The organism is Bacillus sp. GW821-FHT01G09, assembly GCF_059422205.1.
This window is the reverse complement of the sequence record NZ_JBWKWL010000002.1, coordinates 107,905-121,457: the sequence shown is the minus strand read 5'-3', so window position 1 is coordinate 121,457 and position 13,553 is coordinate 107,905. Positions and strand designations below refer to the sequence as shown.

16 protein-coding genes are annotated in these 13,553 nt (G+C 44.3%); 7 read left to right on the top strand and 9 right to left on the bottom strand.

Features of this window, described 5'->3' with window-relative positions:
* Positions 1 to 188: 188 nt before the first annotated feature.
* Positions 189 to 707, top strand: a complete 519-nt coding sequence (locus AC07VD_RS06005; RefSeq protein ID WP_024571666.1) for a DUF3267 domain-containing protein — start codon at positions 189 to 191, stop codon at positions 705 to 707.
* A 107-nt stretch (positions 708 to 814) separates the two neighbouring features.
* Complete coding sequence (locus tag AC07VD_RS06000; protein ID WP_024571667.1) at positions 815 to 997, top strand: hypothetical protein; 183 nt, start codon at positions 815 to 817, stop codon at positions 995 to 997.
* A gap of 52 nt (positions 998 to 1,049) precedes the next feature.
* Here the strand turns inward: AC07VD_RS06000 and yhzE2 are convergent, their stop codons facing one another.
* Positions 1,050 to 1,136: a sporulation protein YhzE2 gene (yhzE2, locus tag AC07VD_RS05995; protein WP_003155248.1), complete on the bottom strand. Its 87-nt coding sequence runs from the start codon at positions 1,134 to 1,136 to the stop codon at positions 1,050 to 1,052.
* A 124-nt stretch (positions 1,137 to 1,260) separates the two neighbouring features.
* Positions 1,261 to 1,347: a sporulation protein YhzE1 gene (gene yhzE1, locus AC07VD_RS05990; protein ID WP_003327753.1), complete on the bottom strand. Its 87-nt coding sequence runs from the start codon at positions 1,345 to 1,347 to the stop codon at positions 1,261 to 1,263.
* A gap of 159 nt (positions 1,348 to 1,506) precedes the next feature.
* Here yhzE1 and prsA point away from each other — a divergent pair, with 159 nt between their 5' ends.
* Positions 1,507 to 2,385 carry a peptidylprolyl isomerase PrsA gene (prsA, locus tag AC07VD_RS05985; RefSeq protein WP_024571668.1) on the top strand — a complete coding sequence of 293 codons (879 nt, stop codon included), beginning with the start codon at positions 1,507 to 1,509 and terminating at the stop codon, positions 2,383 to 2,385.
* Between the two features lie 40 nt (positions 2,386 to 2,425).
* Here prsA and yhaL read toward each other — a convergent pair whose 3' ends face one another.
* The 6 genes from yhaL to AC07VD_RS05955 form a co-directional block, all read right to left on the bottom strand.
* Positions 2,426 to 2,638 (bottom strand): sporulation protein YhaL, encoded by a 213-nt coding sequence (gene yhaL, locus AC07VD_RS05980; protein ID WP_003233252.1) that lies wholly within the window; start codon positions 2,636 to 2,638, stop codon positions 2,426 to 2,428.
* Positions 2,639 to 2,762: 124 nt separating this feature from the next.
* Positions 2,763 to 3,707 (bottom strand): 3'-5' exoribonuclease YhaM, encoded by a 945-nt coding sequence (gene yhaM / locus AC07VD_RS05975; protein WP_041052771.1) that lies wholly within the window; start codon positions 3,705 to 3,707, stop codon positions 2,763 to 2,765.
* Between the two features lie 73 nt (positions 3,708 to 3,780).
* Positions 3,781 to 6,672 carry a DNA repair/recombination ATPase SbcE gene (sbcE, locus tag AC07VD_RS05970; protein ID WP_349611961.1) on the bottom strand — a complete coding sequence of 964 codons (2,892 nt, stop codon included), beginning with the start codon at positions 6,670 to 6,672 and terminating at the stop codon, positions 3,781 to 3,783.
* 4 nt (positions 6,673 to 6,676) lie between these two features.
* Positions 6,677 to 7,903, bottom strand: a complete 1,227-nt coding sequence (locus AC07VD_RS05965; RefSeq protein WP_217017438.1) for a metallophosphoesterase family protein — start codon at positions 7,901 to 7,903, stop codon at positions 6,677 to 6,679.
* Between the two features lie 106 nt (positions 7,904 to 8,009).
* Complete coding sequence (locus AC07VD_RS05960) at positions 8,010 to 9,269, bottom strand: ABC transporter permease (protein ID WP_003244912.1); 1,260 nt, start codon at positions 9,267 to 9,269, stop codon at positions 8,010 to 8,012.
* The gene (locus tag AC07VD_RS05955; protein WP_064911661.1) at positions 9,262 to 10,158 is read right to left on the bottom strand and encodes an ABC transporter ATP-binding protein; all 897 of its coding nucleotides are present in this window, start codon (positions 10,156 to 10,158) and stop codon (positions 9,262 to 9,264) included. The genes AC07VD_RS05960 and AC07VD_RS05955 overlap by 8 nt, the downstream gene beginning before the upstream one ends.
* Positions 10,159 to 10,284: 126 nt before the next feature.
* Between AC07VD_RS05955 and AC07VD_RS05950 the strand changes: the two genes are divergently transcribed.
* The gene (locus tag AC07VD_RS05950) at positions 10,285 to 10,470 is read left to right on the top strand and encodes a YhzD family protein (RefSeq protein WP_015715596.1); all 186 of its coding nucleotides are present in this window, start codon (positions 10,285 to 10,287) and stop codon (positions 10,468 to 10,470) included.
* Between the two features lie 20 nt (positions 10,471 to 10,490).
* Here AC07VD_RS05950 and AC07VD_RS05945 read toward each other — a convergent pair whose 3' ends face one another.
* Entirely contained in the window at positions 10,491 to 11,258 is a 768-nt protein-coding gene (locus tag AC07VD_RS05945; RefSeq protein WP_494721641.1) for an enoyl-CoA hydratase, read from the bottom strand.
* Between the two features lie 185 nt (positions 11,259 to 11,443).
* Here AC07VD_RS05945 and khtS point away from each other — a divergent pair, with 185 nt between their 5' ends.
* The 3 genes from khtS (at position 11,444) to khtU (ending at position 13,546) form a co-directional block, all read left to right on the top strand.
* Positions 11,444 to 11,761, top strand: coding sequence for a K(+)/H(+) antiporter modulator KhtS (gene khtS, locus AC07VD_RS05940; protein ID WP_086343645.1), 318 nt, complete (start codon positions 11,444 to 11,446; stop codon positions 11,759 to 11,761).
* A 63-nt stretch (positions 11,762 to 11,824) separates the two neighbouring features.
* Positions 11,825 to 12,322 (top strand): K(+)/H(+) antiporter subunit KhtT, encoded by a 498-nt coding sequence (gene khtT, locus AC07VD_RS05935; protein WP_003233269.1) that lies wholly within the window; start codon positions 11,825 to 11,827, stop codon positions 12,320 to 12,322.
* A gap of 6 nt (positions 12,323 to 12,328) precedes the next feature.
* Positions 12,329 to 13,546, top strand: a complete 1,218-nt coding sequence (gene khtU, locus AC07VD_RS05930; RefSeq protein WP_014476307.1) for a K(+)/H(+) antiporter subunit KhtU — start codon at positions 12,329 to 12,331, stop codon at positions 13,544 to 13,546.
* The last annotated feature ends 7 nt before the right edge of the window (positions 13,547 to 13,553 follow it).

Sequence of the window (13,553 nt, the reverse complement as noted above, 5' to 3'; positions counted from 1 at the left end):
CTTTAATCTTATTTTAGCTGATAATTCACTGAGAAGAAAGTTCTAACCCCATATTTCGCAGTTTGTTTGCTTGTTTCAAAAAAATACCTGCCGGATGATATTTTTTCTTAAAAAAGCATTGATTTTTTCTCTTGGGAGGAGTAAATTATTTTGAGATTCTATTCAAGATGTATGGAAGGATGACTTTGATGAATTGCTGGAAGACCATAAATCTCATGAAGGATTATGGCGCCGTTCGCATAATATTAACTGCTGTATGTTTTATGATTTTGGTTTTTATATCTACCTTTTTAGCTTTTGAGCTGCTGCGGCCTGGCACAAGCTTAAGCGATGAATATGTATCTTTATTCGGCGGTTTGCTCGTCGTTATTTTATTTGTACATAAAGTCATCCATGTCCTGCCAATCATCTGCAAAAAAAGAAAAATAGAAAAAAAGTTTTACATATTGCGCATGCGCACATGGAAACGTATACCAAAAACAACAATGCTCATTTCACTAGTAAGCCCGTTCTTGCTAATTACACCGGTATTGTTTTACGCAGCACTGGCATTTCCGAATCATGCTCATTATTTCTGCATGATCTCGGGCATTCACGCCGGCTACTGTCTGCCTGATTTCCTGCTGGCTCTCAAGCTGGTAAAAGCACCGAAAACCGCTTTTATTGATCAGGAAGCAGACGGCTTGGATATTCTTGTTGAAAAGTAGTCAAACCCTGGTGCTGATGGCGATTTTTCAATTTGCATTCTATCTTTTTTAATAAATATTTGGTAATGTAATATGGGACAGTTCAGAGAGAGGGGGAATCTCCCATCATTTTATTCTATTTTATCGTGGCTGCCGTGTTTATTTTATATTTCATAAACAGGCTCACCAATACATTATGCCTTGTCAGAGAGATTCCTGAAGAGCGGCAAGATAAGGTATTCCGATTTATTAATGTATCTATATTAATTTTACTGATCTCTTCGTTTGTGGAGATCTCCTTTACAGTGTAAATACGAAAGAAAGCATAGCTGCTGATTAAGCAGCTATGCTTTTTTATGTTGATTAGTACAGCCAAGAAGCGCCGATGATAATCAATAAAATAAATAACACAACCAATAAAGCGAATCCGCCTGCAAATACTTCACCCATCTTAAAAAGCACCTCCTGTAATAAGCTTTATTTACCAATTACATGTTATGCAATTCATGTTTGAAACGATTAGGCGCTAGTGAAAATAAAGGATCGCTTATGTTGCAAGCGATCCTCGGGCTGCTTAGTAGATGTAAGCTGCACCTACGATGATAAGCAAAATGAACAGTACTACGAGCAACGCGAATCCGTTAGAGTATCCTCCGCTCATGTTACATACCTCCTTTTCTTGATCAATATATAAGTATGTCATCAGCAAAAGTTTGACTAGACGAATGCCCTTTATTTAAAATCTTTTTACAGAAAGCCACAATATGTTATGATACGCATAGGTAATTTAATTTGGAATGATTAGGAGTGTTTGAAAACAATGAAGAAAATCGCAATAGCAGCTATCACTGCTACAAGCATCCTCGCTCTCAGTGCTTGCAGCAGCGGCGACAAAGAAGTTATCGCAAAAACAGACGCAGGCGATGTCACAAAAGGCGAGCTTTACACAAACATGAAGAAAACAGCTGGCGCAAGCGTACTGACACAGCTAGTGCAAGAAAAAGTATTGGACAAGAAGTATAAAGTTTCGGATAAAGAAATTGACAACAAGCTGAAAGAATACAAAACGCAGCTTGGCGATCAATATACTGCCCTCGAAAAGCAATATGGCAAGGATTACCTAAAAGAACAAGTAAAATATGAATTGCTGACACAAAAAGCGGCTAAAGATAACATCAAAGTAACAGACGCCGATATCAAAGAGTACTGGGAAGGCTTAAAAGGCAAAATCCGTGCAAGCCACATCCTTGTTGCTGATAAAAAGACAGCTGAAGAAGTAGAGAAAAAGCTGAAAAAAGGCGAGAAGTTTGAAGATCTTGCGAAAGAATACTCAACAGACAGCTCTGCTTCACAAGGCGGAGATCTAGGCTGGTTTGCAAAAGAAGGCCAAATGGACGAAACATTCAGCAAAGCTGCATTCAAATTAAAAACAGGTGAAGTCAGTGACCCTGTCAAAACGCAATACGGCTACCATATCATTAAAAAGACAGAAGAACGCGGCAAATACGATGATATGAAAAAAGAACTGAAATCTGAAGTGCTTGAACAAAAACTAAATGACAGCAATGCCGTTCAGGAAGCTGTTCAAAAAGTCATGAAGAAGGCTGACATCGAAGTAAAAGATAAAGATCTGAAAGACACATTTAATACATCTTCAACAAGCAACAGCACTTCTTCATCTTCAAGCAGTTCCAAATAATAAAAAAGCTGTGCAGGCTCATTGAGCCGCACAGCTTTTTTTATGCGATGGAATGGTTTTGATTTTCTTCTTCATGCTGCTGAGAACTGCGGCGTTCTCGCTCCTTTTCCATCCTCTCCATATAAATCTGCCCTTCTTTTTCAATAAAAGCCTGGTCTACTTTTTCTTCCTCTTTGGCTGCCGCCACAAGTTTATATGCGCTGAAAATGATGCCTACAATACAAAGATACACCCACCACGGAAAAAATAACACGGGCTCCTCCCCCTTTGCATAGATTCTTTATTCTTAAGCATATGCGGGAATGAGACGAGTTATGTGCGGGAAAGACGCATCAAAAAGGACTGAGCTGAATATGTCAGCATCAGTCCTTTTTAAGTTAATTATGAAATGTCGGTTTATAAAAGGAACGGTTTTCCAGTGCAAATACACGTTCAGTATACTCGCCAGGCTTCACGCGCTCAAGCGCTCTGTCCATCATATTCATTTTTGCATCCAGATTGTCTATATAGTGAAGAATTTCCGCTTCTTTCACCATCGGCGGTTTCGGGCTGCCCCATTCTGCTTTGCCATGGTGACTCAAAATCAAATGCTGAAGAATTAACACCTCTTCAGAATCGATTTGAAGCTCCTCAGCCGCTTTTGAAAGCTCTGTCACCATGATTGAAATATGGCCGAGCAAATTGCCTTCAACCGTATATGAAGTGGAAACAGGGCCGGACAGCTCCTTCACTTTTCCAAGATCATGCAGGATGACACCGGCATAAAGCAGATCACGATCAAGAGACGGATATAAATCTGCTATTGCTTTCGCCAGGTTCAGCATAGAGACAACATGATACGCCAAACCTGAGACAAACTCATGGTGGTTTTTCGTAGCCGCCGGATAATCCATAAACTCAGCTTCGTGTTTTTTAACCAAAAACCTTGTGATTCGCTGGATATTCGGATTTTTCATTTCAAATATATATTGAGTGATGGTGTCCATCATTTCATTTTTCGGAATCGGCGCGGTTTCTAAAAAATCATCAATATTGACGTTTTCTTGCTCGCTTACCGGTCTGATATTTCTCAGCTTCAGCTGGGTGCGTCCGCGATAATGGTGAACATCGCCGACGACCTTGACAATCGTCTGCGGCGCATAGGTCACTTCATCACTTTGCTTGGCATCCCACAGCTTCGCTTCAATATCGCCTGACTGGTCTTGCAGCATCAGCGTCAAAAACGGTTTTCCATTGCTTGCAATCCCTTTCGTCGAGGATTTAATCAATAGATACTGGTCCACCTGTTCGCCAACCTCATGTAGCATAATCCCTTTAGCCATTCTATTAAAGCTCCCTCCGTATCTTACATAATACCAGTATATCACATACCGATTTTCAGCTATAGAACCTCTTTTATGACACCAAATGGATGATTTGGCTGCTATGAAATGCATCTTTTACGTGCTCATGGCATGTAAAATACAAAATCTGCCTACCGCCTTTGGATAAATCATACAGAACATGTAATACACGTTTCAGCCTTTCCTGATCAAAATGAACAAAACTGTCATCAAGCTGAAACGGAAGCATTGACCCATCCTGGCGCGTAACGGCCAAAGCAAATCGGATCGCTGTATACAGCTGTTCACATGTCCCTTGTGACAGCTCTTCCGCATGATAGACAGTTCCATCGCGATGCATAACCATGATCGAATCATCCGTTTCGGAAAAATAAATGGTTTGGTAGCTTCCGTCAGTCAGGGGGCGGAAGAATTCTCCTGCCGTCTCCAGAAGGCGCGGAAGCTCAACCTTTTTATGCCGCTCCAATTTGTTTCTGATCACCTGTTTGACCATTTGTATGGAGGCCCATTTTTTAGCCGTTTCTTTTACACGTTCTTTTTGCATTTCGGTTTGAAGCTTGAGATCTGAGACCAATCCCGAGGCCTCTAATTGTTCCTGTTTGACTGAGAGCAGTGCGATTTGGCTGCGGAGCCGCTCGATCTCCTCAGTCAGCCGCTCTTTTCTTTCATTCTCAACAAATTGCTTATCTTTCAATTCAGAAAGCGTATTGGAATCTGCCAGTTCAAGTTCCTCCGGGTGTCCGCCTTGAAGCTGTGCGTTTATGTGATGAAGCTTGTTCTCCGTATCCTTCAATTGCCTGCTGATGTCGGCTATGGCAAAAAACGCATCTCTGTCTTTTGCAGCAGCCGCGGCAAATAACTGTTCGATCTGTGCGTGGAAATACTGTATTTCTTGCTCAAGTTCAAGCATCTGTTCCTTTGTATAATGAATATCTGTTTCAATTTCCTTTTTTTGCTTCTCAATTTCTTTTTCACGTTCAATGTTTTTCCGCAATGTGTGAAGGGCGTCCGAAATGGAGATATCCTGACTCTGATTCACGGGACGAAGCATACTGACGCGTTCTTCGAATGTTCTCCGGTGCTTTTTCAGCCTGCCTGCTTCAATGGTCAGCTCATGCTTTTTCTTCACTTCTTTTTTAACATCCTTCATTAAGCTGTATGCATCAAGCAAAAATGATGGATCTTCCTTAAATCCGAGCTCATTCATAAAACGCTCAACCTGTGTAAAAGACGGCGCCATTTCGGCTTCCCACTGTTCAAACTGCTGGATGACCCTTTCATACGCCGCCTCTTTTTGCTGGAGCGCTGCACGCTGTGTGAGAAGGTGCTGCTTATTGCGGTCATCCTCCCATAACGCTCCTCTAAGCATTTCAGCTTCTGCTGGTGAAATATCCGTCATGGGCTGTCTTGTCTCTCGGCTGTTTCGAGAAGACGGTTTTCCTGATACAAGCCAATACACAATAAGTGCAGCGCCGAAACTTATGGCGGGAATCCATTGCTGCAGCAGAGAAAAGAGAACGATGAACAACATACCAGCTGCAATGATAGTCTTTTTCTGTTTAGCCTGCTGTCTTTCAAAAAACGTTAGCTGTTCTCTGAGCTTCGCTTGCTCTTGGTGCTGCCCCTGTGTTTCATCATATGCTCTAAGAGCTGCTTCTTTATCTTTTCTTTGGCTGTTTTCAAGAATCGCGGACGAAGCGGCACGAACGGCCTTTTCCGCGTCTTCCAGCTCTTGCCGGGCAAGTTCAAACGTCTCGTCAAGCTGCCGTTTTCTGTCTCTTGCCTGTACATATTGCTGCACCGCTTGCTGAAGCTGCCATTCATAATCATATGAGGTGTTCATATTCAGGAGCTCATTTTCATCCGTTTTATTAAGCTGTTCCAGTCCTGCCGCTGTCTGCGCAGACGTCTGGCGCAGCTGTGCCTGAATGGCTGCCAGCTGTTCTCCCCAGGATTGGTACATATGAAACGCTGCCGAAAGCTCTTGTATCAGCGTTTCTTTCGCCAATAGTTCTTTATTGGGGATAAGCTTTTGCCTCTGTTTGTCCAACTCCGCCATCTTCACCCGAAGCGCCTCAAGCTGTGCTGATTTCGGGTGCAGATGGGATTCATATTTTTCCAGCTGATGCAGTCCGTCAGCAGGAAATTGTCCTACATGTTCCGGAAATTCTGCAATCACCTGTTCGAGTGTCGCTTTTTCATTTAGCAATGGTTTTCGCTCAATCGCTCCCTCAATCATTCGGATATGTCCCGCCGTCTCTTTCAATTCGGTTTCCGCGGCTGCAAGGCGGGCTTCAAGCGTTCGTTTTTCCCCGAGAAGCTGATGATAGCCCGCTTCCTCTGCTTCAGCCTGTTTTAGCTTCACTGCCAGCTGCTTAAGCGTTTCCAGCTCCTGATTCAATTGAGGGTTTCGCCCATTTGGTTTATAGAGCCTTTCGCTTTCCTTCGTCAGCCTTGAATCAAGCTTTGATACGGCTTCAGCACCAAACAAGCTGGAAAAGAGCAAAAATTCCCCTATCTTATCCCGATTAAAGGCGTGAATTTCCTGCAGCCCGAATACGTCAAACGAATATATGGCTTTGTACAACGACCTGTCTGTGCCCTGGAACAGCTGCTTTAAAACATCTCCCTGCTTTACTTCGCCCTTTTCTGTGTACACGCTTAGTTTTTCGGCAGTCCCTTTCGTCCGTTCGATCTTCAGCACCCCATATTCAGGATGTTCAGCTTCAAGAACACCGCCGTAGACACCGCCTGTTTTCGGTTCATATTTTTTTGTTTTTGGAAAACCGAACAGCATACTTTCAATAAATGACATCATCGTCGTTTTTCCTGCCTCATTTAATCCGTAAATTACTTGGACAGGAGAGGCGGAAAAGTGAAAGGTCCGATTGGAAAATTTTCCATATTGGTAGATATGTAAAGATATAATTCGCAAAGCTGTCACCGCCTCATGTATCAAGCACCTTAAGCTGTTTTTTCAATAATATCTGTGCCTGCTCTTTTATTTCCTTTACTTCCTCTTGGCTAAACCGGTCCGCGTGCCTTCTATACACTGGATGCCGCTCAAGCCCTTCCAGCACGTCTGACAGATCGCTGCGATCAATGTCTTCAAATAAACCGCCAAAAAAAGGATCAAGGTTTGTTAGGTTTGCTTCGTTTTCTGTCTCATCGTCCAATCTAAGAGGCCAAACGAAAAGTTCCTCCTCCGCTTCTTGTTCCTGAAGAGCTTCAAGAAACTCATCCAAGGTGCCTTTTGGCGCCTCCAGCAGCCATTCCGGCGCCGTCCCTTGTAAAACAAGCCTTACACAAACAGGGCTCCCCTTTTTCCGCAGCTTCGAAAACGTGTTCTCCACCATTTGGAAGAGGGCGGTCATATTCTTTGCCTCCGTTACATCAACCGCCTCTTTTTCCCACAGGACATCATGCGCTCTCTGAAATTCATAAGATATATCTCCGTTTGTCACATGAACGAGATAATAGCCTTTATCTCCCGTCTCCTTCATATGGCGTGCTTGCGTGTTTCCCGGGTAAATGACTGCCGGATGCTCGGCAGATAGAACCTGGCGTTTATGTATATGGCCAAGCGCCCAATAATCCATCCCGCTTTTCACGAGGTCGTCATGTGTAAACGGGCAATACGGATCGTGTCCTTCAGATCCTGACAGCGTGCCGTGGAGCATGCCGATATGAAACGGTGCGTCAGTTGATCTCCGATAGCGGGCGGCTTGGTTTTCCGTCACTGCTCTGGCTTGATAGCTGAAGCCGTAAATGCTTGCTATGCGCCTGCCTTCTTTAAAAAATGATTTTTCTTCTGGAACAGCGGACGAAAAAATATGGACATTCTCAGGCCATTCAATCGGCGTCCACTCCCCGCCAAGATGATCGTGATTCCCAAAGATGACGTATACCGAAATTCCGCACTCTCTGAGTCTTTCAAACTGTTTTTTCAAAAAGAGCTGAGCCTTTAAGCTTCGATTGGCTTCATCAAACAGATCTCCCGCAAGTAAAATGAAATCAACGTGCTCTCTCACTGCGGCGTCTATCATATGTCTCACGCTTGCAAACGTGCTTTCTTTAATCTGGGCAAAAATCGGCTCCGGCAGATGCGATATCCCGTAAAACGGGCTGTCAAGATGAAGATCTGCCGCATGAATAAAGGTTAGATCAGTCAACATTCTGCTCCTTTCCAGGATGAAGTACCCTTATTTTAGCACCGAATTCTTACGAATGCACGTTCTGTCAATAAAGAAACAGCCTGAGAATCCCCAGGCTGTTTTCCAATCAGTTTTTCGCTAAACGAAGCGCTTGTTTGATCGCTTTGAACGCGCTTGAATTGCCGTAAATTAATACACCGCCTTTATAAATTCTGGCGCCGATAACGGCCAGTATGACAATGGTGAGCAGTGTGATTCCGATTCCGACAGCCGCCTGCCAGAACGGAATATCAAGCATGCCGACGCGCAGGAACATAATCATTGGCGTAAAGAACGGAATAAACGAAGTTACCGTAATAAATCCTGCGTCAGGCGCATTCAAACCGAACATCGCGATCATAAAACCGGCGACAACCAAAAGCGTCATCGGCGTGATCGTTTGCTGCACGTCCTCTATTCTGCTGACGACACTGCCGAGAAACGCGGCAAGTGTCGCGTACAAAAAGTATCCGAGCAAAAAGAAAATGACAGCATAGATGACAGTGGTTGCAGATACGTCGGTCAGATTAAGGAACCCGCCGACAGATGAAGCCGTTTCGCTCTTTTGGTTCAGCTTAAGCGACAGAGAGCCGGCTCCTATAATAATAGCAAGCTGTGTGATCCCGACAAGCCCGATACCAAGCAGCTTTGCAAACATTTGCTGGATCGGCGGCATACTTGAGATCAGGATTTCCATAACTCGCGAAGATTTTTCGGTTGCGACCTCCATCGCTATCATGCTGGCATACATAATCACCGAGAAATAAATGACGAACAGCATAATGTAAACAAGCCCTACCGTCTGGCCAAGCTCTTCCTCAGACTTTGCCCCTTCTTTCAGCGCCTTCTGCCCCACAGTAACAGGCGCATAAAGGCTGCTAATCGTTTCCTGCGACACGCCGAGCTCCGCTGTTCCGACAGCTGTTTTGGTTTGCGTCAGCGCCTGCTGCAGCGTTTGATACGTGCTTTCATCAGAAATCGTTAACGCTTTATATGTTCCTGAAATGGTCCCTTTTTCATCTCGTTTGATGATGAGCATGCCATCGAGTGATTCATCTTTGACTTGCTTTGTGACCTCATCCTCCGATTGCTTCGACAGCTTCACATCAAGATCGCCGTCTGTATCCACCGCTTTCAGCTGCTTAGAAAAAACCGGATATAATTCGTTTGTTTCATCAACAACGGCGATTTTTTCTTTCGCATCGTCACCTTGAAACAAAGAAATGATCGACTCCAGATTTGTTACAACTAAAACAAGCAGCACCGTGATGACAGTCGAAATAATAAAGGATTTTGCCATAATCTTATTTTTGTATGTATGAGAAAGCATGATCCAAAATTTATTCATAGACGGCCCCCACCTTTTCTATAAAAATATCATGCAGTGACGGCTCTTCAAGCTCAAACTTTCTGATAAACCCTTTTCCTTGGAGCATAGCAAAAATCTCTTGAGAAATGTCTTCATTGGCAATCTGCAGCTTGACACCGTCTGCCGTTTCCTTCCATTGAAGAATGCCTTCATGAGACTGCAAAAAGCGCAGATCGTCATCGGAGTGAATGGTAACATTCTTTTTACCGAAAGAACGCTTGATCTCCTTCAGCTTGCCTTGTACAACCGGTTTTCCTTTCTGCAATATGCAAAGGTTCTCACAAAGCTCCTCCACATGTTCCATCCGATGGCTTGAAAATAAAATAGAAACACCGCTGTTTTTCAGTGAGATCACAGCCTCTTTTAACAGCTCGACATTGACAGGGTCCAAGCCGCTGAATGGTTCATCAAGAATCAGGAGCTCCGGCTTATGCAAAACTGCCGAAATGAATTGGATTTTCTGCTGATTCCCCTTTGAAAGCTCTTCCACCTTCTTATTCTCGTAATCTGTAATATTGAAGCGTTCAAGCCATGTCCCGAGCTCTTTTACAGCCTCCCGCTTCTCCATCCCTTTTAATCTGGCGAGATAGACAAGCTGATCCTTTACCTTCATTTTCGGATAAAGGCCCCGCTCTTCCGGCAAATAACCGATTTTGTTGCTGATATGATAATTCACAGGACGGCCCTTCCAGCTGATTGAGCCCTCCGTAATGCTTAATAATCCTAGGATCATGCGAAACGTCGTTGTTTTTCCCGCTCCGTTTGCGCCTAATAAACCGAACATTTGCTGTTCCGGAATATCTAAGTCCAATCCGTCAACGGCTTTATAATCTCCAAATGTCTTCGTTACGTGATCAATTGTAAGCACTGAATCTCCTCCTTCCCTGACCCATTATATACTAATTTTGGATAAAGCATAATAAAGGATTTTGATTTCCTTTTTAGAATATAAATGAAGAAAGACTGATAAACCTTAAAATGGAGGAGAAACCTGATGGCTGATTATTTCCTTACCGTATTTGATCCTTCGGGGAACACGCTGGTAAACGAGCGATTCGAGGCAGAACATGAAGAAGCGGCAAAAACGCATGGTGAAGCCCTCTTAAAAGAAAAAGAGCTTCATAGTCATACTCATCGTTTAGTCAATGCAGCCGGAAAGCTGATTTTGTTTCACAGATGATCAGCTTTCCGGCTGATCTGTTACGCTTGAAACTTCGGCTCCCGTTTTTCTAAAAAGGCACGGATTCCTTCTTGGTGATCCTTGGTCCTTCTCATTCTCTCTTGGGCGCTGCGCTCAAGGGATAGCACTTTTTTCAGTTCTTCAATCTGGAGGCTTTGAAAAATAGCTTTCGTTTCGATCATCGCCAAAAGAGGGGAGGCCAACAAGGTTTCGATAATGGGTCTTGCGCCTTCGGCAGGGTCTCCAGCAAATGTCCCATCAAGAAGCCCCATATCGGCAGCTTCCGAGGCAGATTGTGTTTTTCCGCTCCAAATCAGTTTTTTCGCTTTTGCTTCACCGATTCTTTTCTTCAGCAAATAATGTCCTCCGCCGTCCGGAACAAGCCCAATGCCGATAAAATTCATCGCGAGAACGGCGTTTTTTTCAGCGAGCACAATGTCCGCACAAAGCGCCAAACTCAGGCCCAGTCCCGCAGCAGCGCCATGAATGGCTGCAATTGTCACTTTCTTCATCTGATATAAATTCAGGGTGACAGCCTCAATCGTATCCATCAGCCGTTTAAATTGATCAGAGTCATGCTCTGATGTCATCATCCTGATATCACCGCCGGCCGAAAAGCCTTTCCCGCTTCCTCTCAGGAGAACGATGAGCGCCTCGCTTGCAGCCGCCATTTCGACTGCCTCCTTCAATTCAGACAGCATCTGTTCATTCAGGGCGTGATGGGCATCAGGCCGATTCAGGATAATCTCTGCAACGGCCCCATTACATGCATATTGAACAAACTCCATATAAAGCACCTCCATGTATGCGCTTGCTTTTTTCTTTCTCCTATACATTCCCCGCCATCCTCAAATAAACCTTTTTATTTTTCAAGGTCAATAGATACTGAAAAATGCATATTGTTTGAATGGAAACATAAAGTTTTATATAGTGAAAAAGAAGGGATATCTTGACGAGAAGGGAGGAAAGGAACATGGATAAATTGCTGATCAGTTTTCTGTTAAGTTTATTTATGGTGTACTTTCCCCCTTCGGACGTGGTTCTGCCTTCCCAGTTTGAAGCAAGCACTGACAGCTATGTGCCTATGTCCTCATATCCGCAGGAAACACAATCGGCAAAAACGCCGGCGCCGGGCAGCATGCACCCGGCTGAGCTGATCAAAGAGTACAGCCCGCTGGCGCAGTCTGTCAGGCAGCTCTCTGTCAAACCACTTGACGAACCGCTGATAAACAGGCTGGAAAAGGCTTGTGCCGTCCCTGTCAAATACCAGTCTAATTACCTCCGAATATAATTTGCTCAAGTTTTCTTTGTAACTCACCCCATACTGCCAACACTACATTCGGAGGGATTTTCATTGAATATTAAAGAAAACGATCTGCCGGGCATCGGCAAAAAGTTTGAAATCGAAACAAGAAGCCACGAAAAAATGACGATTATCATTCATGATGACGGAAGAAGGGAAATTTACCGGTTTAATGACCGGGACCCGGATGAGCTTCTTTCAAATATTTCATTGGATGATTCTGAAGCAAGGCAAATTGCAGCTATTCTCGGGGGCATGGTCTATAAACCGCAAGCTCTGGAGTCCATCGAAATGGCCTTCAGCGATCTTATTATTGAATGGTTTAAGGTCGAAAAAGGCGCCAAATCGATCGGGCGCACACTCGGAGAGCTTGATGTTCGCCAGAATTACGATGTCACTGTAATTGCCATTATCAAACACAACCAGGAAAAGCTCCTAAATCCCGGAGCCGATTCGATTATTGAAGAAAATGACACCCTTGTCCTCTCAGGTGAGAGAAAGCATCTGAAGAAACTGATTCACGATTTTCTTTCTGGAGAGGGCGTGTGAGCCCCGATGGACCATCTTGTATTTGAAGTCGGAACTGCACTTGTCCTTGTGGCAATCGCCAGTGTGATCGCCAATAAAATTAAATTTTCGATTATTCCGTTTCTGATTGTGCTGGGAATGCTTGTTGGACCGCACGCGCCGAAAATAGGGATTATTGATCTAACATTTATTCAAAGCAGTGAAATCATCGAGTTTTTCGGGCGAATGGGCGTACTGTTCCTCCTCTTCTATCTCGGACTCGAATTCTCTGTCGGGAAGTTAATCAAATCAGGAAAATCAATCGCGGTCGGCGGAACGATTTATATTTTGATTAACTTCAGCCTCGGACTGCTTTACGGGTTTATCACCGGATTTTCCTTTCTGGAAGTCCTCATCCTCGCAGGCGTCATCACAATCTCGTCAAGTGCGATTGTCGCAAAAGTGCTCGTTGATTTAAAAAGAACCGCCAATCCGGAAACCGAATTGATTCTCGGCATCATCATGTTTGAAGATATTTTCCTTGCCGTATATCTGTCCGTTGTTTCCGGCCTTGTGCTAGGTGATGCGACATCCGTAGGGAGTGCACTCTTGTCCATTTTGATCGCCTTCGGTTATATGCTGCTGTTTTTTATCGCAGCAAGAAAACTCCCGCCGCTGTTGAACAAACTGTTGGACATTCGCTCAAACGAAGTGTTTATTATCGTCATTTTCGCAGCGCTCTTTTTTATCGCCGGGTTTTCCGAGACGATTCATGTAGCAGAAGCAATCGGCGCGCTGCTGCTCGGTTTGGTCTTTTCAGAAACAGAGCATTCCGATAGGATTGAACACCTCGTCGTTCCGTTTCGCGACTTCTTCGGTGCGATGTTCTTTTTCAGCTTCGGCCTCAGCATTGATCCTTTTTCGCTTGGTGAAGCGGTTTGGCTTGCGTTGGGTGCAGTGATTTTGACCATTCTGGGAAATTTTATCGCCGGAATGGTGGCAGGACGACGCGCAGGGCTTTCTCATAAGGCTTCATCGAATATCGGGCTGACGATCGTATCGCGGGGAGAATTTTCGATTATCGTTGCGAATCTCGGAATAGCCGGCGGACTGTCGGCCACATTAAAGCCGTTTGCCGCATTATATGTCCTCATTCTGGCGATTTTGGGACCGCTTGTAACAAAGGAATCAAAACGAATTTACCGCTTGCTGAACAAGGTATTTAAATGGAAGCCTGATGTCCAGCCCGCAAAAAAACAGGGATAAAAAAAGC